Origin of the sequence: Enterobacter sp. JMULE2 (assembly GCF_013337145.1) — a bacterium.
Taxonomy (GTDB): domain Bacteria; phylum Pseudomonadota; class Gammaproteobacteria; order Enterobacterales; family Enterobacteriaceae; genus Enterobacter; species Enterobacter mori.
In genome coordinates this window covers 153,508-174,120 of the sequence record NZ_SGWD01000018.1, presented here as the reverse complement: position 1 = coordinate 174,120, position 20,613 = coordinate 153,508, and the positions used below count along the sequence as shown (strand labels likewise).

General features: G+C 50.2%; 17 protein-coding genes and 2 pseudogenes. 6 read left to right on the top strand and 13 right to left on the bottom strand.

Going from position 1 to position 20,613, the window contains the following annotated elements; all coding sequences use genetic code 11:
- Position 1: 1 nt before the first annotated feature.
- Genes EXW94_RS25430 through EXW94_RS25405 form a run of 6 tightly spaced genes read left to right on the top strand, consistent with a single transcriptional unit; the run spans position 2 to position 5,653 of the window.
- Entirely contained in the window at positions 2-1,144 is a 1,143-nt protein-coding gene (locus tag EXW94_RS25430) for a phosphoribosyltransferase domain-containing protein (RefSeq protein WP_174341383.1), read from the top strand.
- A complete protein-coding gene (locus tag EXW94_RS25425; RefSeq protein WP_174341382.1) occupies positions 1,137-1,910 on the top strand; it encodes a hypothetical protein in 774 nt (257 codons plus the stop codon). The genes EXW94_RS25430 and EXW94_RS25425 overlap by 8 nt, the downstream gene beginning before the upstream one ends.
- Positions 1,911-2,993: a cysteine protease StiP family protein gene (locus EXW94_RS25420; RefSeq protein WP_174341381.1), complete on the top strand. Its 1,083-nt coding sequence runs from the start codon at positions 1,911-1,913 to the stop codon at positions 2,991-2,993.
- Positions 2,993-3,949, top strand: a complete 957-nt coding sequence (locus EXW94_RS25415) for an HpcH/HpaI aldolase/citrate lyase family protein (RefSeq protein ID WP_174341380.1) — start codon at positions 2,993-2,995, stop codon at positions 3,947-3,949. Before EXW94_RS25420 ends, EXW94_RS25415 begins: the two co-directional genes overlap by 1 nt.
- Positions 3,950-3,959: 10 nt before the next feature.
- Positions 3,960-5,183 (top strand): DUF4236 domain-containing protein, encoded by a 1,224-nt coding sequence (locus EXW94_RS25410; protein ID WP_174341379.1) that lies wholly within the window; start codon positions 3,960-3,962, stop codon positions 5,181-5,183.
- A 2-nt stretch (positions 5,184-5,185) separates the two neighbouring features.
- Positions 5,186-5,653 (top strand): tellurium resistance protein TerW, encoded by a 468-nt coding sequence (locus tag EXW94_RS25405; RefSeq protein ID WP_174341378.1) that lies wholly within the window; start codon positions 5,186-5,188, stop codon positions 5,651-5,653.
- A 79-nt stretch (positions 5,654-5,732) separates the two neighbouring features.
- Here EXW94_RS25405 and EXW94_RS25400 read toward each other — a convergent pair whose 3' ends face one another.
- From EXW94_RS25400 to tssA, 13 genes and pseudogenes are all read right to left on the bottom strand, one after another.
- Positions 5,733-6,413, bottom strand: a complete 681-nt coding sequence (locus EXW94_RS25400; RefSeq protein WP_174341377.1) for a CPBP family intramembrane glutamic endopeptidase — start codon at positions 6,411-6,413, stop codon at positions 5,733-5,735.
- Between the two features lie 941 nt (positions 6,414-7,354).
- A complete protein-coding gene (locus tag EXW94_RS25395; RefSeq protein WP_174341376.1) occupies positions 7,355-8,260 on the bottom strand; it encodes a hypothetical protein in 906 nt (301 codons plus the stop codon).
- A 515-nt stretch (positions 8,261-8,775) separates the two neighbouring features.
- Positions 8,776-10,122 carry a VasL domain-containing protein gene (locus EXW94_RS25390; RefSeq protein ID WP_174341375.1) on the bottom strand — a complete coding sequence of 449 codons (1,347 nt, stop codon included), beginning with the start codon at positions 10,120-10,122 and terminating at the stop codon, positions 8,776-8,778.
- 51 nt (positions 10,123-10,173) lie between these two features.
- Positions 10,174-10,623 carry a type VI secretion system baseplate subunit TssE gene (tssE, locus tag EXW94_RS25385; protein WP_174341374.1) on the bottom strand — a complete coding sequence of 150 codons (450 nt, stop codon included), beginning with the start codon at positions 10,621-10,623 and terminating at the stop codon, positions 10,174-10,176.
- 19 nt (positions 10,624-10,642) lie between these two features.
- Entirely contained in the window at positions 10,643-11,179 is a 537-nt protein-coding gene (locus EXW94_RS25380; protein WP_174341373.1) for a hypothetical protein, read from the bottom strand.
- 93 nt (positions 11,180-11,272) lie between these two features.
- Positions 11,273-11,590: a bacteriocin immunity protein gene (locus EXW94_RS25375; RefSeq protein ID WP_302480553.1), complete on the bottom strand. Its 318-nt coding sequence runs from the start codon at positions 11,588-11,590 to the stop codon at positions 11,273-11,275.
- A 68-nt stretch (positions 11,591-11,658) separates the two neighbouring features.
- Positions 11,659-11,946, bottom strand: coding sequence for a bacteriocin immunity protein (locus tag EXW94_RS25370; protein ID WP_103771521.1), 288 nt, complete (start codon positions 11,944-11,946; stop codon positions 11,659-11,661).
- 4 nt (positions 11,947-11,950) lie between these two features.
- Positions 11,951-12,793 (bottom strand): annotated as a pseudogene (locus tag EXW94_RS28390) (S-type pyocin domain-containing protein); the annotation flags it as partial.
- A 540-nt stretch (positions 12,794-13,333) separates the two neighbouring features.
- Positions 13,334-15,562, bottom strand: a pseudogene (locus tag EXW94_RS28385) (type VI secretion system Vgr family protein); the annotation flags it as partial.
- 4 nt (positions 15,563-15,566) lie between these two features.
- Positions 15,567-16,091, bottom strand: a complete 525-nt coding sequence (tssJ, locus tag EXW94_RS25360; protein ID WP_174341370.1) for a type VI secretion system lipoprotein TssJ — start codon at positions 16,089-16,091, stop codon at positions 15,567-15,569.
- Positions 16,092-16,126: 35 nt separating this feature from the next.
- Positions 16,127-17,209: a type VI secretion system baseplate subunit TssG gene (tssG, locus tag EXW94_RS25355; RefSeq protein ID WP_174341369.1), complete on the bottom strand. Its 1,083-nt coding sequence runs from the start codon at positions 17,207-17,209 to the stop codon at positions 16,127-16,129.
- A complete protein-coding gene (tssF, locus tag EXW94_RS25350) occupies positions 17,173-18,942 on the bottom strand; it encodes a type VI secretion system baseplate subunit TssF (protein ID WP_174341368.1) in 1,770 nt (589 codons plus the stop codon). The genes tssG and tssF overlap by 37 nt, the downstream gene beginning before the upstream one ends.
- A 33-nt stretch (positions 18,943-18,975) precedes the next feature.
- Positions 18,976-20,583 (bottom strand): type VI secretion system protein TssA, encoded by a 1,608-nt coding sequence (gene tssA / locus EXW94_RS25345; RefSeq protein ID WP_174341367.1) that lies wholly within the window; start codon positions 20,581-20,583, stop codon positions 18,976-18,978.
- Positions 20,584-20,613: the final 30 nt, after the last annotated feature.

Below are 20,613 nucleotides of genomic sequence, written 5' to 3'. Positions count from 1 at the left end.
TATGGCTTTAGTGAATGATGAGACTGTATATCGCCGTACGCTTTCCTGCGGCACGATTCAGGTCACAGGCAGGCAGCAGAATTTTTTGTTAGACGACCTGTTTGATATTGCAGAACGACGCAATCCCAAACGCGCTTTTCTCTTTGTCAGCAAAGTGCTTGGCCGTCATATTCCGGTGTCCCCCTCAGTCATGCGCCAGGTGTATCGCCAGTTAGCTGAGCAGATCCCTGAATGTATGGCGGGGCCCGTTCTCGTTATCGGTATGGCTGAAACTGCCGTGGGCCTGGGGGCGGGTGTCTTTGATGAACTCCGTCACCGGTTCAGTGAGTCTGTCTACCTGACGTCCACTCGTCATCCTGTCGATGGTGAGCTGTTGTGCGAATTTAAAGAAGAGCACAGCCATGCAACAGATCATCTGATTTACTTACCAGATGAGCCGGAAATGCGCCGTCGTGTTTGCGAAGCTCGTACAATTGTCCTGATCGATGATGAAGCCACCACAGGGAATACCTTTATCAATTTACTGGCTGCGTTGCGGAGTACTCAGCGCCTGGCAAACCTTGAGCAGGTGGTCACCGTGACACTCACTGACTGGAGTGGTGAAGCCCTCACAAAACGCTGCCCCCTCCCTGTGACCCCCGTTTCACTGGTCAGTGGTCAGTGGCAATGGACCCCGATCCCGGATGCACCTGTTCCTGTTATGCCCTTTGTCAATGTCACCTCGCGTGGTGCAGTCCCGGTGACGGGCAAGCAGTCCTGGGGCAGACTCGGCATGACGGTCCCTGCCAGGGATTTAGGTCGCCATATTGTGGCGTCTTCGGGAGAACGTATTCTGGTTCTGGGCACTGGAGAGTTTGTCTGGGAGCCCTTCCTGTTATCCGAGCGTCTTGAAACGCAGGGAGCAACGGTTCACTACAGTTCCACGACCCGCTCACCTATCGCAACCGGCTTCGCTATCCAGTCGGCCATTGCCTTCACCGATAACTATGGACTGGGTATCCCTAACTTTGTTTATAACGTTGCTCATCAGCAGTTTGACCGTATCTTGCTGTGTACCGAGACGCCAGCTGAAAGTGTGGATCAGCATCTGTTAACCGCGCTGTCCGATGTTGCCCCTGTTGTGGAGATTGTGACCTATGAATAAACCTGTTGTATTGAGCGATCTCGATGACACGCTTTTCCAGACCCGTCGTAAAATGGTGGATGAACTGGCGCTTGAGCCCTTCCGGACCGGTGCGCTGGACCGCAGCCTTACCCCCCGCAGTTACATGACGGAAGAACAGTCTATGCTGGTTGACTGGCTACTGGAACAGGCTGAACTGATCCCGGTGACGGCCCGTGGTACGGAAGAAATCAGTCGTGTGCAAATTCCCTTTAGCTCCTGGGCCATCACCACTCACGGTGCGGTCATCCTTACTCCTCAGGGGCAACCGGATGAAGAATGGAAAGCCCATATGCTTCATAGTCTTGCCCCGTATGACGAAAGGCTGACGGGAATGCAAAGACAAATCACTGAACTGATGGAGGCCAGAGGGATTAATGCGTGGGCGCGACTGAATTATGAGTATGACGGCGTACCGATTTATCTGGTGATGAAACATCGCGACAGCACCCGCCTTGATGAACTCAATGCAATTGCAGACGAAATAGAACAGTTGTTCCCAACCGATGGTTTTTATATCCACCGCAACAGTAACAATGTTGCCTGGTTACCTCATCCGGTTGAAAAAGGCCTGGCCGTGACCTGGCTCCTTGAAAAACTCCGAACTGAACACGGCGTTTTCCCGGTGATTGGCCTCGGCGACAGCCTGAGCGACCACCGGTTCATGAAGCTATGTAGCTGGTATGGTCTGCCTCGTCAGAGCCAGTTTGCCGAAGCCATTTCACACCGTATTTTTGGAGAAAAATAAATGCAGCCTGAATTATCGACCTTCTCAGGCTCCTACTCGCCTGACGATGTGCAGTTTTTACTCCAGCCAGTGACCATGGAAATGACGCCTGTTGATCTGAAAGAAGAGCTGATCCAGTCCGGTAAAAAACATTACTCCGATATGCTGAGTCAGGAGCCTGCTCCTACGCAGTGGCATCTTGAGCTGTTTTCACGCGCCCTTGATATGGGCGCGGCACGGCTGGCAAAAGAGGTATCGCAGCTTGCACGGGAACTTGTTAAGCGATTTGGTGATGAGCCCATTATTCTTGCTAGCCTGGTCAGAGCCGGTGTGCCGTTAGGAGTGATGTTACAGCAGGCACTCCGGGCCATGGGGAAGAATTCCTTTCATTACGGGATAAGTATCATCCGTGACAGGGGGATTGATACTGCTGCACTGGAATTGATTGAGGCCCGACACGGTACACAGGGCATTGTCTTTGTCGATGGATGGACCGGTAAAGGCGCGATTACCGGCGAGCTGCTCCGTTCGCTGAAAGGTCGGAACGGGTATCCTGAACAACCGCGCCTTGTCGTGCTGGCCGATCCCTGTGGATGCTCATGGCTTGCCGCAAGCGCAGATGACTGGCTTATCCCCTTTGGGATTATGGGCGCACCCGTCTCAGGGCTTATCTCCCGCTCAGTCTGGACCGATGAAGGGCTACACGGGTGTGTCGTTTGCGATCATCTCACTGGTTATGAATGCAGCCGGATGCTGGTCGAAACCGTGGCGCGTTTCCGTGAACAGCTTGATGGTCAGGAATTACCGGCGCTGGTCTGGGATACTGGGGAAAACACCGGGTTATGGCAGCAAAGCCGTAACGTTATTTCCAGCCTGGCAAATAATTATTCGGTAGACAGCATCAATCGTATCAAGCCGGGGATTGCAGAAGCCACCAGAGCCGTTTTGCGCCGGGTGCCTGACCATGTCTTCGTCCGCTCGGTGGATGATCCCGATGTTGCACTGCTGGTTGGGCTGGCCCGGGATAAAGGTATCCCGGTGACCGAGATGGGTAACGCTATCGGCCAGTACAGGGCCGTCACAATCATTAAAAAGGTGCTCTGATGGACAAACGTCTTTCGCCCTGGAATCTGGGGGCCACACTTTATATGCCTGCCACCCGACTGGATATTGCCGATGCTGTCCTGCACAGAAAAATCCCGGGTCTGCGATCTCTGGTTATCTGTCTGGAAGATGCCGTCAGCGAGGGTGACATACCTCAGGCACTGCAAAATCTTAAACGATTACTACAGCAATTGAATGCCGCAAAAGTTAACAGTGGCAATAATGAATGGCCGCTGGTATTTATCCGCCCCCGCCATCCTGATATGGGTCAATGGCTGGCTGAGAATCTTGACCTTAGTGCGATAGACGGCTTTGTATTGCCGAAATTTACGCTCTCCTCTTTGCCAGTATGGTGGGGCATCATGGCCGATACACATTTGTGCCTGATGCCGACTCTTGAGACGGAAGAGGTTTTTGATGTTGTGCAGATGCGCGAACTGGCAACCACGCTCCTGTCCCATCCGTGCCACGAACGAATTATAGCGTTACGTATTGGCGGTAATGACCTGATGAATGTCGTTTCACTCAGACGCCCTCGTAATCTCACGCTGTACGACAGCCCGATGGGGTATGTCATCAAAATGCTGGTGTCTGTTTTTGCCCCGCGTGATTTTGCACTGACGGCGCCGGTCTGCGAGCATATTGACGATCACGCGGTGATGGCACGTGAGTTGTCGCTGGATATGGCGCATGGCCTAGTAGGCAAAACTGCTATCCATCCAGGGCAGATTGATGTTATTGAACAGGCGTTAATGGTCTCCCCGGGTGAGCATTCTGACGCCCTGCGTATTCTTAATTCGACCCAGGCTGTTTTTAAATCCCAGGGCGCAATGTGTGAACCCGCAACGCACAGACGCTGGGCCGCAGGTATTCTGGAACGCGCCCGGGTTTATGGTCTGACATCCGAGAAAAATCCGGACGGTATCAGACTGATGCCTATGTCTCAGCAAAAATAAGGTTGTCATAATGGGATTCAGATTCCGTAAATCTATCAGCATTCTTCCGGGGGTCCGGGTTAATTTGAGCAATGGTTCCCCCAGCCTGAGTGTGGGGCCTCGTGGTGCGTCTGTTTCTGTTGGGAGCCGTGGTACCTATGCAAACCTGGGTGTCCCGGGAACGGGGCTCAGTTATCGTACTCGTCTGGACCGTTCCGCACGTTCACGAAGCGGAGGGCGCACCCAATCCGATCCGGCATTGCGTCACGCCCTCGAAGAGGAAGTGCTGGCGTTAATGTCAGCCGTACACGCGATAACCAATATTCATGAACTGACGCCAGATCCCTCCATGGGCACAACACTGACCGAACTGGAGTCTCTCTATCTGCGAAATCGTATGGAGCCGTTTCAGGTCCCGGCCCCGGTTCGCCCGGTTAAACCGGAAAGCCAGGTAATGCCTGCACAACCTGAGGAAAACGAGGGGGTAGGTTTTCTGGGCAAGTTATTTGAATCTGAATCAGCCCGGACAGCTCGTCATGCTGAAAATCTTTTGCGCTGGGAGCAAGAGCTGGCGGACACGGAGCGCGAAAATGCATTGCAGTTGCAACGATATCAACAGCAACGAGCCGCGTGGGCAGAACAATATGCCAACTGGCAGCATGAGGCAAATGAACACGCAGTAAAGCTGGAAGCATCCCAGGTAAATGCACAGCAACAATTTTTGAGTGACAGCGCCTGGTTTGAGTCAGTGCTGTCCGAGGTGCTGTCACAGACCGAATGGCCGCGTGAAACGCTGGTGGCATTTGAAGTCAAACCTGAGCAATCCGTCGTCATGCTTGATGTTGATTTACCCGAGATTGAAGATATGCCTGATAAAATTTACAGCGTGAATGCCCGGGGGACCGAAATTACAGAGAAAGCCATGGGCCAGAAGGCACAGAGAGAAAATTATGCACGTCATGTGCATGGATGCCTGATGCGTCTGGCTGGTATCGCCTTCAATGCGTTACCCTTCGATACGGTGATTATTTCAGGATTTACCCAACGGGTAAGTAAACGCACGGGGTATCTGGAAGATGAATACATTATTTCCTGCCGGTGTAATCGTCAGGCGATGGAAAATATTAATTTTATGGGAATACAAAATGTGGACCCTGTGGAAGCACTGAATAGCCACACGGTAATCAGAAAGATGAGCTCAACATTCATTTTTCAGCCAATTGAACCACTGACTTTGAATGCAGGCTTTAACTGAACATGCAACTAAACACCAGACAGGCACGAATATTTACACTTGCTAACCTACTCGGCTCAGGAAAGCCAGTCGCTGCGCACGATATTATTAACCGCCTTGAATGTTCTGAACCAACACTCACCCGGGCACTCAAAGAACTCAGGGATTCCTACTCGGCTGAAATTAAATACAGTAAAGCTAACCATACATATCAGCTGGTTATCCCGGGACAACTGGATAAGAAGACGCTGCGTCGTATGAATGAAGCTCTCGCTTTAAACGCCGAGCTGAAAACCAGTAAGTCGGGTGGGAAAGTCGTGCTGGATAAGGATAAAAAAACGGCTGTTTCGTTGTCTTTACGTATGAGAATTCTCAGAAAAATAGATAAAGTTGCCGAACTTTCAGGTGTGTCACGCAGTGAGGCGGTTGAGCATATAGCGGAAAAAATCGTTGATGAACTGATAAGTGATTTGAAAAACAGAAAATCATGAATTAATGGTTTGAACCCGAACTGGCACATCGGTTTTCGGCTCCACCAGAGGAATGCCGGTTCAGTAACATGCCAAAGTGTCAGTTCAAAGTAAGTTGTATATACCCGCCAGTTATGGCAATTGCACCTGCCAGTGAATGAAGCAAAATGGGCAATAGTAGACCATCGCTTTTAATTCTGGCATAACCTAAAACTAACGAAAGCAGAATGAAAGAACCCTGAGTTGGCAAATCATACTGGGTATGTGACATTGCAAACAACACAGCTGAGAATACAACCCCTACCCATAAACCGTACCGTTCACCAAAAATGAAGTGTGACGCTTCTGGTATCAAACCCCTGAACAATATTTCTTCAGCTACAGGAGCCATAACCAATGCCATAACAATTTTACCAATACATTCGATAGCAGACACGTTTAAATAGTTTGTGGTAAAACTTTGTTCTGGCAGTAGGAAGGAAAGGGCTTGTATCAACACAACAATCAGGGCCAGTCTAAATCCGTTTGCACCTGCTTCACCCAGACCCATTCTATTCATTCCGGTATTATACATTAACCCCATAATCACCATGGTAATGAAAATTATGGCATACGAGAAAATAGAGTTATAGGAAAAATACTGACTGGTGATGTGGGTAATTAGATCTTGTATATTCAAAAAGAAATATATGCTAACAGATGCATTGCTTAAACATTTAAATAATACATAAGCCATTAAAGTGAATAAAATAATAGTAAGTCTTTGTTTAAACATCAACATCAGTATCCATATTGTTTGTGCAGAGTAATGCAATGTTTCTCAGTCCTGATGTATCCCTGGCAGTAATAAAGTTATACATGCGTTTATACAATAGGTCAGATAGTCTTGTGTTATCGATAAAATATGATGCCAGATCTGAGCTTAACCGTCCATTGCTATCGTTAAAACGATGTGAAGTGTATCAAATGGAGTGTAAAGCGCTGGCGCGAGCAAAATTAATTAATTCGCTTCAATCACTCCATTCCAATGATCTTTAAGTTTCGAAGTAAAACAAAAGTCTGTAACTGTCGCTTTTATCCCATAAATCACTTTGTCCGGATTGATGAAGAAAAGTAACTATTTTTGAATGGTTGTGCTTAAGCCCTTTATACTTCACCCTGCTTAATTAATCAAAGAATTGTTTTAGAAAAGGATTTCGAGCGCCCCTGACAGAGGTTGATTTCATTTCAGAAAATGCTACATTTATGGCATCTCAAACGTCCGTATGAACGATAGATAGACATAATGGATGGAAATATTGCCATCAGTTTCTCGGAAAACACAAGTAATACAGCCACCGTCTGTTGCACAAACGCATTATGCTAATCGCGTAAATGGGATTTGAGGTCCGCTGCTGGCACCTGGTTGCCGAAACAACACGAAGGGACTGCTATGAGCGATGAGCTGACGTTTAATTTTTTGCAAACTTTCTGACTTTTAACGGAATTCGGAAGTATTTCATTATAATTTCATCGCAATCCAGTTACCAGCCAGGCCAAACAATCCATGATGAGAATACCCAGATTACACAAAGCTGCAAACCAATCTGTTGCACTATTCTAAATCAATAAAAAAAGAAGCAGGTCATGGCGAAATTGGATGCACCCACAATAAGGCATGAAGCTATCTAGCTTATAACGCAAGGCTTTCCGCCACCAAGTGTGCCATTTCAGTATCCTCATTCACACCTTATAATCCATGAGCTCATAAATTCTCGCAAGTTGCTTCTGGTCTATACATTCTCCTTTTTTATACAACGCGGGCAATAATTTTTCAGGCACAATCGTTGTCTTCATTAACGTTCCCTCTTCTGATTCATCCATTGCCGTTGTTTTGAACCAAGTATGCATATCATCAAGCGCAGCATCTGCCGTGAAGAATATTAGATTATCACCTGGAATCATTCTTTCAAGATGAGAGCGAGTCTTAGCCACCCGGTAAAAAGATTGAATATCACCTTGAGCATTACTGGCATTAAAATCGTTAACGTCAGGTTTAATTTTCAGAATATTTTGCGCTTCCTGACAGCCATAAATAGAGGCAATACATATAGCTATAGTGGGATGCCCTTTATTCAGCCCCAAATATTCAGCCTTTTCAGCGACTCTTTCAGCATATTTAAGACGTTCATTTCTCCCTGGGGTCTGATAAACTCTCAATTCACGATTAAAGAAGTCGAGAAGCTTAATACATGCTGGTAAAGATAACTCTGCACGTAACTCCAATGGAGTGTCCTCATCCATTAATATTGGTATTAACTTCTCCAGAGCCTCTGGAGATTCTACTAGATTATTAGAACCAAGGAACTCGACGATTTGAGAGTAATCACTCTTAAATATATCAATCATTTTTTTAGCATTTAGCATATTTCTATAATCAGTCCCTTTTTCGAGAATGGCCATTAGCAGAGAAAAACGATACTTACCGCTTTTAGCTATCTCGCTTAACTCATCCAGACGTTTTATAACCTCTTTTCCTTTACTTTCTAAATTTGTGCGAGATTTTATATGGGAAATGATGCAGATATCGAGTAAAACGACTGGGCGTGGTAGACGCTGATTTTTTATATCTTGGTGGCTTAAGGGCATTTCAAATTTCCTTATTTAATGAGGGCTTAGATGTATAGTCTATATTTTTTTGACTAAAAAATAGTCAAGCAGCAAAGAAAGGATAAAGCATGTAATCAAAAAAAAATTATGCAATGTATTAAGTTTTTCTCAAAAACATATATATATGTCGAGGGCCGTCTATGTCCGCTCCCGGCACAGAGCTGCCTGTCAAATTAAGTTTAGCCCTGTGCCATAACAGAGTCAGATCAAGAAACGACTAAAACAATTTAAGGAATAGTTTAATACGTATGGCCTCTTTTAACCGCTTCATGCTCAAAATGTGATTCTTTAATGCCAAACCAGAACTTGACCGTTTCTCTTCCATGCTATATGGACCAGAAAGCACCTAGAAAGATGAATCAGTTCCTCGGTGGTCTGCGTTTGATATGGTGGTGTCAAATCGTCTATCTCTTTGCTTAATCTGAAGCTTTAGTATCCCAATGCACAATCGAAATCGTAATACCTGACCTTAAAGTTATGAATTTACCTACCCCCTATCTCCTACTCCCGGTTGTGACAAGTATGTAGGAGTTATTCAGTTGCCTGAGCTGTAGATCTGCCCGGTTAAGCAGGTCTCGGGACAGCGGTTGATCTTGCGGTGAATTTTGCAGTTGCCGGATTAATTCTTCAACTGGCACGCTTTCGTTTAAGGACTTTGATATAGAGAACACAGCCGTTTTAAGCTCACTAACGGTCAGGTATTTGCCCTTCTTCTCATCGAGTTGATTAAGTCTGTCCTGAAGCGTCTGAAGCTCAGATACTCCCCTGTACCAACCTGAGATGGTGGCATTGGGCAAACTGTTGGCTTGCAGCTTTGACCGCCAGTCCGCCGACAGCTCCTCTGTAAATTTGGCGTTAGGGTAAAGATGGCGAGTTTGTTCTACCAACTGATTACCGTATTGCAATGGCCAATACGGTGAAAGAGTGCTCAGTTCGTTCAGGCGGGAAGTTAATTGTTTGGCGTAGGTATCACTGGATTCAAGCCACGCCGGAGCGTCCTGGCGTAGCTGATCGACAGCCGGAAGAGGCATACTGGTCGGTAAAGCTGCGAGAGAGTTATTCAACGCATCTTCTCCGGGGTGGCTGAATACTATTGGCGTGAAAATATAGGTGACTATGCCCAGTACGGCAGCTGTTAAAATACCGCCGAAATAAGCCACTAATGGAGTGACCCTTGAGGCTGATTTTCTGATTACTTCAACTTCAACTGCTGGTTCAGAATTCACCACATATACCCAGCGCTGACTATTCTGCCTTTCTGCCCTAACCGGTAGTGCTACGTCTGTTAGATTGCTATCCGTCTGGCTTGACGTGACATCACTATTTTCCAGCCTGATAATTGTGTTTTGCAGCATCTGACGAAGCGGCTCAAAACCACTTGCACTGTGCAGTTCGAGCCGTTGCAAGGCTTCACCAGTTGAGCTCAAAAGCCTTATTCCCTGGTTCAGGCTTGGTAAATCCGCCCTATGGAGGGATAAAGTCCGGAACAGCTGTTGAAGACGCTTACTCAGGCTGCTGAGTATTTCTATTCTGGCATGTGCAGAAGCGGGCCACATTGCTGACCATTGATAGCGTATCAGGGCATCCAGAATCGCCATACCTTCATTGAAACCCTGTATACCTGCCTGCTGTGCCCTTGCCAGGGTATACCACGCCGCCGTCTGAAGCTCGACACCATTGGTATCGAAAAGATTTAATGCCAGTTTTTCAACATTCCCCCAGTTCACATCCGGACGGGCAGGATGGGATAGTTTAGCGAGCTCTTCACGTAGCACTGAATAATCAGGCATTGTGCGTGGATCGTTTCCGGTCTTAAGGTGGCGTTCGGTTGTGTGGGACATTGTGAAATCCGTATCGAATGAGGGTCTAAGTTGATTAGATAAACTGATGGATTAGATAAACTGATGGTTTTCCAGATGCTGCTGTTGTTTCAAATGCCTGATCATCACTTTACCCTCTGGCATAAACTCGGTCCCATACCGTACAAGTCCGATACCTCTCAGTTCCGCATCGATGGCGTAGCGCAACTCCCCGGGCACTTGCTGTTCGAGTAAAGTTACATTGAGGGACTGCAAACGGGGTTCATACTTGAGCAGGACACCGGCCAGCGTTTCGATCAGCTCGTGGGCTGTCCCGGGCATGCCTTGCAGAATTTTGGTCATATCGGGTAAGCCATAATCTGGCAGATGGGATACGGTACCGGCCCGGGCGTTCAAAATTCGCTGGATGTTATCCAGTACGGATAAAATGACCTGGTCTTCTTCGTTTACAACTTCAAGGGGAAGATCCCCTGTAAAGTTGCCCGTAAGAATTTCATACAATGAAGGTGATTTTCGGTCCATATTGATTTTTTTCCACACTCTATGCTGGTAATGGATAAGGCAAATCAATTTCGGGTGCGTCTGATAACCAACGGCCTGATTTTTTCATTAAATAACCCAAAATCTCATCATTAGTTAAATTGACGTCAGACATTGAATCATTTTTGAACCAGTCTTCAGGATAGTAGAATAGGTCTGAGGCATGTGGCTCTGAGAAATTCAATTCTATCAGACTAAGAGCATAACCTTGTAAGGCCTCATTACCTTCAGCTGTACTTATAAATTCTATTATTTGTTTCGCCTCACGGAAAGATAAGTCCTCTTGATATTTAGCTTGATAAAGGGCCGTCTTAACAAAATTTTCTGTGGAAATCCATGAGTGGTAGTCACGAAAATCGCTAAATTCAAACTTAGAAACAGCAGAGATATTCCATTTTTCTATCAATGCATTCACTTTGCTAGATTTTTCGTCGGACCCAGTATCTATGAGATTCGATAATTCTTCTGCAATTGCATTCATAGATTGCAATTTATCATGATGAATTTCAGATGGATGTAATCTAACTGGCAATGGCATAATAACCTCATATACATTACTGTCATGCTAATTTATAACTTAAGGCTGCTGTGCGGCAACCATGTTAATTTTCTGTTCATGATTTTGTTTGTCCTATGAGTCTTTGAATAAAGAAAGCCCTTGAGACTTTCTCCATTTAATTATCTCTTCTACAACCCCTTCTGGTGAATCATTTTCAGGTTTTGTTGGGTGATAGATAAAATCACCAGCTTTGACTGTTCCCACTACTGATATTATCTTATCCAAGATCGTATCTAAATATTCTTCAAGCTCTAGCCCTTTAGGCGAAGGAGTGGATCTTAAATCTGAATAGAATTCATTCAAGATTTTCATAAATTCATTTTTGGTATAGCCTTCCAATCTATCTTTAACACAATTAATGTCAATAATAATAAGCTTGGCATTCCTCATAATGTGCAAGCGGAAATGTTAGGTTAATTTGCCTATCGTACATTTACATTTAGTTCTGGCATTGGTTTTTAACTATCTTTAAAAAGCGGAAGCCCTTGCGATTTCCTCCACTCCTTCACAATTTTAATAATATTCTTTGGTTCCCTAGCTTCTGGTGATTCAGGATAGGCTATTAGGTCTCCTTGCTTAGGGTGCTCAGTAATAACTATGAAATGGTCCATGAGCTTATCTAAGTAAGTATCTAATTCTTTCCCTTTTAGAGATTTATCCTTCCTGGTTGCTCGTCTGAATTCATGCAGAAATTCGATGAATTCATCTTCAGTATAATCGTTAATTGTGTTTTTAAATTCTAACATCATCTTACCTTCTATAGTGAATTTCATCATGCAATCGCGGCGTAACTATTCTTAAATTATCAATGTCATATACACCGCCACCATTTTCTATGGCTTTATCATGATGTATCTGAAATTTTTTCACAACTTCATTTGGACCATGATAATATCCAGCAGAAGGAACCCATGGAGCTAAACCGCCACTAATTCTTTCTTGGTTATCCTCTCCAAATTGAGCCATGAGCTCTGGGTCATTGCTTATTTCTATCCATATGTCTTCGCGTAACCCATTGAAAGAAGTATAATTCCTTCCTCGTAATTTATCAGCAATATGAGCTGGGATTTTAGCGCCCTCGCCACTATTGGTAACTGATAAATCGAGCCAATTTTTCCCATTTTCAATTTGAGAACCAGTCCCACTTGCTGTTCCCGGCTGAGTCCTTGGGTCATCCTTCAGATAAACATAAATCGGCTTAATCCCGGAGTCCGCAGGGAACACCAGAATGTAATCGTTAAGATCGCGTTCGTCCGGCACCGGGAAAGGAGGAATCGTGTATTCATCTTTGCCGTCAGGAATTGGCGTGACGAGTATTGTAGCCTGGTCTATTGGCTCAATGTCGCTGCCGGTATGTGAGGGAAGGTCACTGCCTTCAGGTTTCTCAGGCGTCCAGGTAATCAGCGGACCATCGGCACCGTGGGCTGGAGTGAACTCATATTGATTATGCTCACTATTCCACACCATGTTTGCCGTACGGACACCTTCATACGGGGTACCTTCACCCGTATGGACGCCATAGACCCGCATGTTGCCCTGCTCATCCTGGCGCCAGAAGAACCTCACCCGGGTTGTCGCTTTTGCCCCGGTGATGGCTTTCTGCCGCAGCTCGTCCTCGTACCAGAATTCGTCACGACCTGGAACCTTGTCACTCCCCTCACCCGCAGAAGGAACGTAAAGCGCAGACATCATCGCGCCTACATACGGAATTCCCCGGGCCGCGCCCAATACGCCGGTCAGGGACCATTCTCCCCAGACCTGGGTCATCACACCTGTAGCCGTTCGGGCAGCGAGTGCCCCGCTGCCTAATGCAATCGGCGCGACAGATGCTTCAGCCGGTGCTATTGCCCCCTCGCTGCCAGGTTTTCTTCGTTTGGCAGACTGGGCATGCTGAACGACTTCATCATCTGCATGCTCATGTTGATGACCGTACCCGCAGCAGTCGTCCTCGACAGGCTGGGCAAAAATTGTCATCTGTCCAAAGTTATCAACGGGCTCTTCCGCAGTACCGGCATCCGTGCAGCCTTTCTCCTTCAGGCAGGATTTTGCATACACCGGCGTCACCCACGGGGTGAGCGTTTCGGGATTGAATTCTCGCATGGTCGCCGGAGGCGGCAAGGATACGGCCTCCGTAGGTTTAGCACTGGCCGATGCAGCCATCGTCCGCTTCACTTTGCGCAAATACGACGCTGTCGTGCCGTACTCGACCTTCCCGGCCTCAAGCTTCAGGTAACTGCCACCACCAATTAGGGTGATACGTTTTTTTCCTGCAAAGGAGATGTCACTCGCTGAGCTCAGCGTCAGCTTCTTCTCAGCAAATAACCGCATGTTAGCGTTTTGCGCCTGGACATCGATTGGCCCTTCTCCGGATTTCAGGCTCAGTTGACCGGTGCGGGCAAAGAGCCCCAGCTTCTCCCCGGTCAAAGCGGTCGCATTGCCCATCACTCCAGCACTGAAGTCTTCTCCGGCGTTAAGCGCAAGATTCCGGCCAGCGGCCAGCTGCATATCTTCACCGCTGGTCAAAGCCATGCCTTCCGGCGCTGAGAAAAGCACCGCTTCATTGAGCGGTTTCAGCCGCTGCTCAAACATCTGTATCTGACTGTCGACATCCCCCTTCAGCGCCAGAGCCTTTTCAGCGGCCATTTCCAGCTGTTGCAGTTGCTGATTAAGCCTGTCGATTTCCTTTAGCGCGGCATCCATATCAAGAGCATCACCCTGGGCTTTCGCCTGAGCATCCGCAGCGACAAAGAGTCCCTTTCCTGCTCTCAGGGTTCCCCATTCATCGGTGCGCAGCTCTGTGCCTTTACCGCGCAGTTGTCCCTTGCTGTCCACCAGGTTTCCGCTGTTGAGCTGCGTCTTGCCGTATTCCGTGGCGAGTTTGATGTGCTCTTCACCACGCTTGTCTTCCATGCGTAATTTTGAGTTGGCAGGCGTCCGGAGGATGTTCCTGGTGTGATTGTCCCGGTTCACGAGGTCGGGATGTTCGGAGTCGTGCAAGGCATAGGCGATGTACGGCAGATCAATATCGCCATTGCTGTACGCAATCGCCACTTCGGTGCCATCAATGAGCGGCGTATGCCATCCCAGTGTTTCACCGGCATAAGGTTTCGCCATCCGCAGCCACAGATAACCGTAACCGGGTTCCGTCCCCTCCCGGTCGAAGTCAAGCTTCACCCGATAGCGGCCCTGCTCGTCCAGGTGTGCGTAGGTATCATTTTTTTCACGACTTTCGATCCGGGCCGGAATCGTACCCGGAATGACCGGACGCGGGATCTCTACCGGACGGAAGCAGTAACGTTCGGTGTAAGGCAGACCCCAGACCGACACATGCAGACGGGAATCACGCGCTCCCCGGAATGTCACCAGCGTGAGGATCACACCCTCTTGCAGGGCCGTAATGACGTCGCCCTGCGGCTCCAGCACCTGCCCGGGTGTGAGGTGTGCAGCATTGCTGAACAGGTGAATACGGGCCGACCTGTTGAGCTCCCGCTCGTGGTGAAGTCGGGCGTAGAACGCGCCAGATTCGGTTTCCGGCTCAGGGCTGGCGTCATCACCCGCTTCACGATAAGGTGCCGCGTAACGGTAATGCTCTCCGGTGGTGACAGCATTATTACGCACGCTGACCGCCGCATTCATCGGCGTAGTGGCTGTCCGGTAGTTGTAATCACGCGTGGTGACAGTGCCGGTGGCAATGTTGTGCCAGGTCCGGACATCCCAGACCGATTCTGCTGCGCCGTCGAACAACCCCGAGGGCTCGCTGTAGGGCAAATGCACATCAAACTGGTAGTTAAGCTGGCTGTCGGCCAGTATGTAGGTATCCAGACCGCGCACGTCATCCATCATCGTGCGCCAGTAAATGCCCACCTCAGATAGAATGCGCTGGATGAATTGCAGATCCGTTTCCTGCCACTGGGTGATAATTTCACGCGGCGGGTACGTATGCTCCAGTCTGAATTCAAAATCAGGACCTTCCAGACCGTGTTTACGCAGCACCTGCTCAACCACCTCAGGAACGGACTGGTTCTGATATACCGCGCACTGTCGGGTGTATCCCAGGAGCGCCAGGCGCGAACTGAGCGTAAGCCGGTAGTGAGACTGGTCCTTTGATGTGGAAAGCCATTCCAGGCGGGTCACCATGCCGTGAACACTTTTACCACTCCGCATCCGGAAAGAGGCATATTTCATCAGCACCTCTTCCGGGGGGATGTTCGCCTGAAGCGTTGTGAACTCGATGTCCCAGCGGAAGGGTTCGCTCAGTGCTTCCCTGCCGTAAAAGCGCAGAACATCCGGCTTCACTGAACTGTCATTGATATCCAGAAAATATCGGGTCTGTCCGTCAAAAAGCGCTAACCAGTTATCCATCACATCACTCCTTCACCGGCACGAGGCTGAGCCAGCCATCACCCAGTTCAATCGTGCGGGGTTTGTCCGGATCCAGGTCGTCACGGGTCAGCACCAGACGCCAGCGGTTGTCCTTCTGATCCGGGCGGTTAAACAATCCCACCACAGCCACGAACTGAGCGTCTTCATCCATGGGCTTATTGAGCGTCACGCTGCCTTTGGGCATCACCAGCAGCGATTTTGACGCCAGTACGTCGTCTTTAAGTACCGTATCGGCATTACGCAACAGTGTCTGGTAATCGGCGGCATCAACCGCTTTACGATCCTTGAGCTGATAGACTCTCACCATCGTCGCCAGCGGTGTCTGTGCGCCATCGGCGTTAATGGCCGTACGCGGGGTAAAATCCAGATGCAGCGTTTTGATTTTCTTGTAGAAGATGGATTTCGTGATGCTGACCGTACCGTCCGTGACAGTCTGAGTCAGACCGCAGCCAGCGAGCAGGCTACAGGCAATAAGCGTCAGCGCCCACCAGCGGGTTACTGTTGCCATTCAAAAGTTCCTTTATTGAGAGTGGGAGTACGTGGTTATTCGAAGCGGTAGTGTCCGTCTTCAGCGGACGGTAACGCAGAACATTGCAACCCTTCATAGCAGCCCAGATTGACGGTCAGACTCTCCCGACTGTTGCTGAGCTTGCCAGCTTTCAGACCCAGCAAACCGGTGCGGCCCAGCTGGATACGTCTGCCTTTCCCAAGGCGAGGCTCAGGCAGCAATCGTACGGGTATGGTGAGACGCAGTCGGGCGTCACTGCGGTAGCCGAGATAAACGCGCAGCAGGACCAGCAAATCGGTATGGAGAAAACTACCAGGTAACCACCCTTCTGCTTCCTCCGGATCTTCTGTCTCAAGTGTCACCAGTACCCGACTGCATGCTTCTTTTGCCGTTTTACCCAGCGTGGCTCGCTGAGAAAGACGGATCCGATTTTGGGCACCCAGTCCGCTGCGGTTATCGATATGGACCTTAACCGGGTCGGGTTCGGTGATAATTGCCCGGGTATTCGGTGCCAGCAGGCTCACCAGGGCCCGGATGCCTTCTGCATTGCGGGTGGGTAATCGCATGGTGCCCAGCAGGGCCAGAAAGCGGGAAACCGGTGTTGCCACCTGCTCAGCCGTGCCCGGTATTCCAAGGCCGACCAGTCCCAACAGACACTGTGATGTGGCATCACGGCCACCTGCCTCGAAGGTGGCCGGATAGGCGTATTTTCGCCAGATCCGATAGTACTGGGTGGTAATGCGGTGGCTGAAGATATCCAGAAACGAGGTGACCGCCTCGTGCCCTTCGCGGCGCTGCGCAATGTCGTCCAGATAGGACGTTGGCAGAGGGGAGTCCACGCCATACATCCCCAAAAATGTCGTACGGACCGTTGGGGGCAATGTCGGGTTGTCTTCGTCGGTCTCCACCGCTTTGAGGGTACTGACCGGGAATCCCATACCAGGCCAGGGCCTGAATCGTACCGGATCGTTGGCCGGATGGCTGGTGGTGCCCAGTTTCGGCGCGTCCGGATTTTCCTGCTCCAGCAACTGGCAGAAACGATAAAAATTGGCCCGCCAGATATCTTTGCTCAGGACTAATGTCAGCCCGGTACGTGCTGGCTGTGATTCTCGCGCCATCTCAGTCGTTTTCCTGTCGGTTGCAGCACCAGCGTGAGCTGGTTAAAGAGGTGAATATCCGCGTAGAGCGCGAAGAAGCGATGCAGCATCTCGCCGAAGAGATTCACATCGCCTTCGCCTGCAAAATTGTCCATGTTCAGTGTGACTTCTATGTCCACGCCCCGAAGCATAAAGCCCTTCTCAAAGCGTCGGATCAGGGTGTGCTTCACCGCGACGATAGCTTCGAGCCGACGGCGGTTCATTTCATCATCGGTCCAGTCGTAGAGCGCCAGTGTTCCCCGCAGCACCTCAGGATTGTCCATCATGCTGAGGAAGTTTGAGCCGAGGTGGCTCATCACTCGCCAGTGAAAACGGTCGTTGGCGGGCGGGTACAGCGGCATTGTCGGCGCGGAGACGTTCAGTACCCTGACGGGCACCTTCCCGGTTTTGACCACCCTGTCCAGAAGGGTACTCTCCAGTGCCTTACGCGGAAGCTGACCATTGGTACCGGTGATCCGCATCGAGAGCGACTCTGGTTTCTCAGACAGCTGCTCCAGTTCAAACGAGCGGCCGCCGAGGATCAGCCAGGTGTCATACAGCCCGGATGGACCCCGCTTCACACGGGTATGGAAATAACGCTCTGGTGCATCGTGGCGCATCATTCCGCCACGGTGCCGGAAGCTGGTGAAGGGCACATAGGGGTGTTTGCCATTCTTCACCGCGCCATGAATATTATCGACGCTGTAAATCTCGGTGTGACCATCCTGAAGACGCAACGGCCTGAGCAGGTATTCGTTATCCAGCGGGTTAAGCGTCAGCGGGTCGGCTTCCAGGGTGAAGAGGTTGATGACCGGCGCACAGTGCAGGCGGAAGTTTTCCGTCTCAAAAGGCAGATCGGATGACCAGGCCTCACTGAGCACGATGTCGATTTCAAACCAGGAGCTGGCTTCAGTGAGTCCGATGGTGTCGAGACCGCGCAGCTCAACAAACATAAATTTCGGACGGAAGCTGAAATATTCCAGCAGCAGCTGGTAGCCGCTGAAGGCTGTATCTGCTTTCTTCCACAGGCCGTCATTGTCATCAAAGCCCATGGGTTTGCACCAGCCATCAAACTGATGGCGTTCGGTGTATGTCCCTGCATGGCGGGCATACATGGCGTGGACGCGACGGGTCATTGCCAGATGCAGTGCTGAACTGATCGGACTCTCTGCGTTGAGGAATATGGCGACTTTGTCGATCCCGGCTTTACTCCAGTCCACTTTTTCCGGGCATTCGAAGCGCAGACGGATAGCAGAGCGGCCATCGGTTTCAGTATGCAGGCGGGCGTCCGCAAGATGCAGTGGTTGCAGGGGAACATCGCGGGTCGTCCGATACTGACAGGCGGTTTTATGCGGCCCGACAGGGCGTGAAAGCACGGAGAAGCCTTCAGCCAGCATTTCGGCCTGACGCAGGCCACGCCAGTCTGGCGAGAATTCGACAATGGCCAGCGACGGGATGGTCCGCATATAGTGCGGCCACAGCAGACTCACCAGCCCTTCGGTCAGTTCCGGCAGGTCATCATCCAGCTTTTCACGCAAACGGCCCATCAGGAAGGCGAAGCCTTCAAACAGACGTTCTACATAGGGATCGCGGGCGCCGGGTTTATCCAGATTAAGCATCGCTGCCCGATCAGGATGGGCTCGGGCAAACTCTTTACCCGCCTCACGCAGGTAGCGCATCTCAGCTTCATAGTAGCGTAGGGTTAAATCATCCATGCACGGCATTCCTGAAAATGATTAAATAAAACATTAGCCACAGAGCACCATGGCACGGGCCGGATCGATGGCGATCAGACCCGCCAGTAGCGTATCCATCTCAGGCATCAGACGGGCTTTATCGGATTCGCTGCGACCGGCTTTCAGGCGCAGCAGTTTCAGGCGGCGAGCCTGGACTTCAAACAACAGAGCGGGTTCCCAGTCTTCCAGCGTCAGCTGTGGTGCGCTGGTGGTCAGTTCGCCAAGCAGGTGAAGCGCCATATCGTTTCGTCCGTACTGCTCTGCCACCCGGGCCATCAGCAGGCGTATCAGCCAGCGATGGCGCGGTGTGTCCATCCCCGGTCGGGACTGGAGCCAGGCAAGCGCCGCCTCGGGCCCTTCCGCGTCACCTTTTTCCATAGCTTCAGATTCAAGAAGCAGCACATCGTCTGACTGGCTGTTAACAACGGTAGCGGGTTCATCACCGTACAGCAGGCCTTCCTCATTCACTTTTTCAGCGATCCAGGCGGTGGTGACTTCATCAGCGAAGGGAGTTCCGTCATTCCATGCCAGCCCTTCAAGGCCCGGAAGGCGATGAAGGAGCAGCCGCAGATCGAGAAGAACGGAGTCTGCCCAGGCATCCCACGGGTGACCGGCATGACTGAGCCCCTGCCAGAGATACCACTGGAGATCGAGCCAGAAATGATTCACTCCCTCGCAAAACATCTGGCTGGCCTGCTCAACCAGTTCAGTCCAGTTTTTCTGAAGGTAGAGCCGCTTGAGTTGGGCCCGGTACTCGGCCTTCGGCGGTACCAGGCGGGTGCGCCCACTACTGTCCAGCGGAGGGATTTGATCGACCGTGTCCCATCGCACAGTCTTAATCAGCCGGTGAGAGGCAAGCCAGCCCTGCGGCTGTTCACTCAGCCAGCGGGAAAGTAACTTTGCCTGGTCGAGCAAATCGCGGCCAGATTTCACGGCTGACAGCTGCGGTGAGTCTGAGTGGGCTGGTTCACGTCCATGCTCCTGGGCGCTGCTGTTCTGGGGGACCAGCGCCTCCATACCGCCTGAGCGAGCCAGGCGGTTTTCCAGTGCAGTACACAGGCCAGCAAAAGACGGTTTTTCAGCTTCCGGCCAGTTGGCAACGGCAGACTCAAGCAGGTTTATGGCGCCGACCGTCAGACCGGCATCATTACTGTCGACTTCCGGCCATAAAGAGAGAGTGTCGATAATTTTTGTACTGTTCAGCCATTCCAGAGCTGCCTTACGGGCAACCGGGCGTTGTGGATGGCAGGCCTGCCCGAAGCGGGTCAACATCGCGACAAGAAGCAGTAAGCCCTCAGACAAGCCTTTTTCGCCGTCGCGGCTGAGTCGGGCCTGCACGTACCAGGTGACAACACGAATATCTTTGGCACTTTCGCAAAGACACTTCTGGGCCAGTTCGCACAACCGTGCTGAATCGGTACCCGAAAGCTTATTAATCTCTTCACGCATCAGCTGAAAATTATCATCGTATGCGGGATCGTCGCCGGTTTCAGGGCCGGAGGTGAAAGGGTGCAGCCAGTTATCCCAGAGTGACAGGGCGTCATTTGCCCGGGAGATGAGACGCTGCCTTTCTTCTTCGCTGGTGGCGCAGGCGGTTAACAGATCTTCCGGTGAACTCATTGATTTCCCCATTCATTACTAAATGAAAAG

Coding starts and splice junctions, on each gene's coding strand:
- tssF (WP_174341368.1), bottom strand. CDS start 18,942: ATGGATGATTTAACCCTACGCTACTATGAAGCTGAGATGCGCTACCTG.
- EXW94_RS25390 (WP_174341375.1), bottom strand. CDS start 10,122: ATGTCCCACACAACCGAACGCCACCTTAAGACCGGAAACGATCCACGC.
- EXW94_RS25410 (WP_174341379.1), top strand. CDS start 3,960: ATGGGATTCAGATTCCGTAAATCTATCAGCATTCTTCCGGGGGTCCGG.
- tssA (WP_174341367.1), bottom strand. CDS start 20,583: ATGAGTTCACCGGAAGATCTGTTAACCGCCTGCGCCACCAGCGAAGAA.
- EXW94_RS25420 (WP_174341381.1), top strand. CDS start 1,911: ATGCAGCCTGAATTATCGACCTTCTCAGGCTCCTACTCGCCTGACGAT.
- EXW94_RS25370 (WP_103771521.1), bottom strand. CDS start 11,946: ATGTTAGAATTTAAAAACACAATTAACGATTATACTGAAGATGAATTC.
- EXW94_RS25400 (WP_174341377.1), bottom strand. CDS start 6,413: ATGTTGATGTTTAAACAAAGACTTACTATTATTTTATTCACTTTAATG.
- EXW94_RS25395 (WP_174341376.1), bottom strand. CDS start 8,260: ATGCCCTTAAGCCACCAAGATATAAAAAATCAGCGTCTACCACGCCCA.
- tssJ (WP_174341370.1), bottom strand. CDS start 16,091: ATGGCAACAGTAACCCGCTGGTGGGCGCTGACGCTTATTGCCTGTAGC.
- EXW94_RS25375 (WP_302480553.1), bottom strand. CDS start 11,590: ATGAGGAATGCCAAGCTTATTATTATTGACATTAATTGTGTTAAAGAT.
- tssE (WP_174341374.1), bottom strand. CDS start 10,623: ATGGACCGAAAATCACCTTCATTGTATGAAATTCTTACGGGCAACTTT.
- EXW94_RS25430 (WP_174341383.1), top strand. CDS start 2: ATGGCTTTAGTGAATGATGAGACTGTATATCGCCGTACGCTTTCCTGC.
- EXW94_RS25380 (WP_174341373.1), bottom strand. CDS start 11,179: ATGCCATTGCCAGTTAGATTACATCCATCTGAAATTCATCATGATAAA.
- EXW94_RS25405 (WP_174341378.1), top strand. CDS start 5,186: ATGCAACTAAACACCAGACAGGCACGAATATTTACACTTGCTAACCTA.
- EXW94_RS25425 (WP_174341382.1), top strand. CDS start 1,137: ATGAATAAACCTGTTGTATTGAGCGATCTCGATGACACGCTTTTCCAG.
- tssG (WP_174341369.1), bottom strand. CDS start 17,209: ATGGCGCGAGAATCACAGCCAGCACGTACCGGGCTGACATTAGTCCTG.
- EXW94_RS25415 (WP_174341380.1), top strand. CDS start 2,993: ATGGACAAACGTCTTTCGCCCTGGAATCTGGGGGCCACACTTTATATG.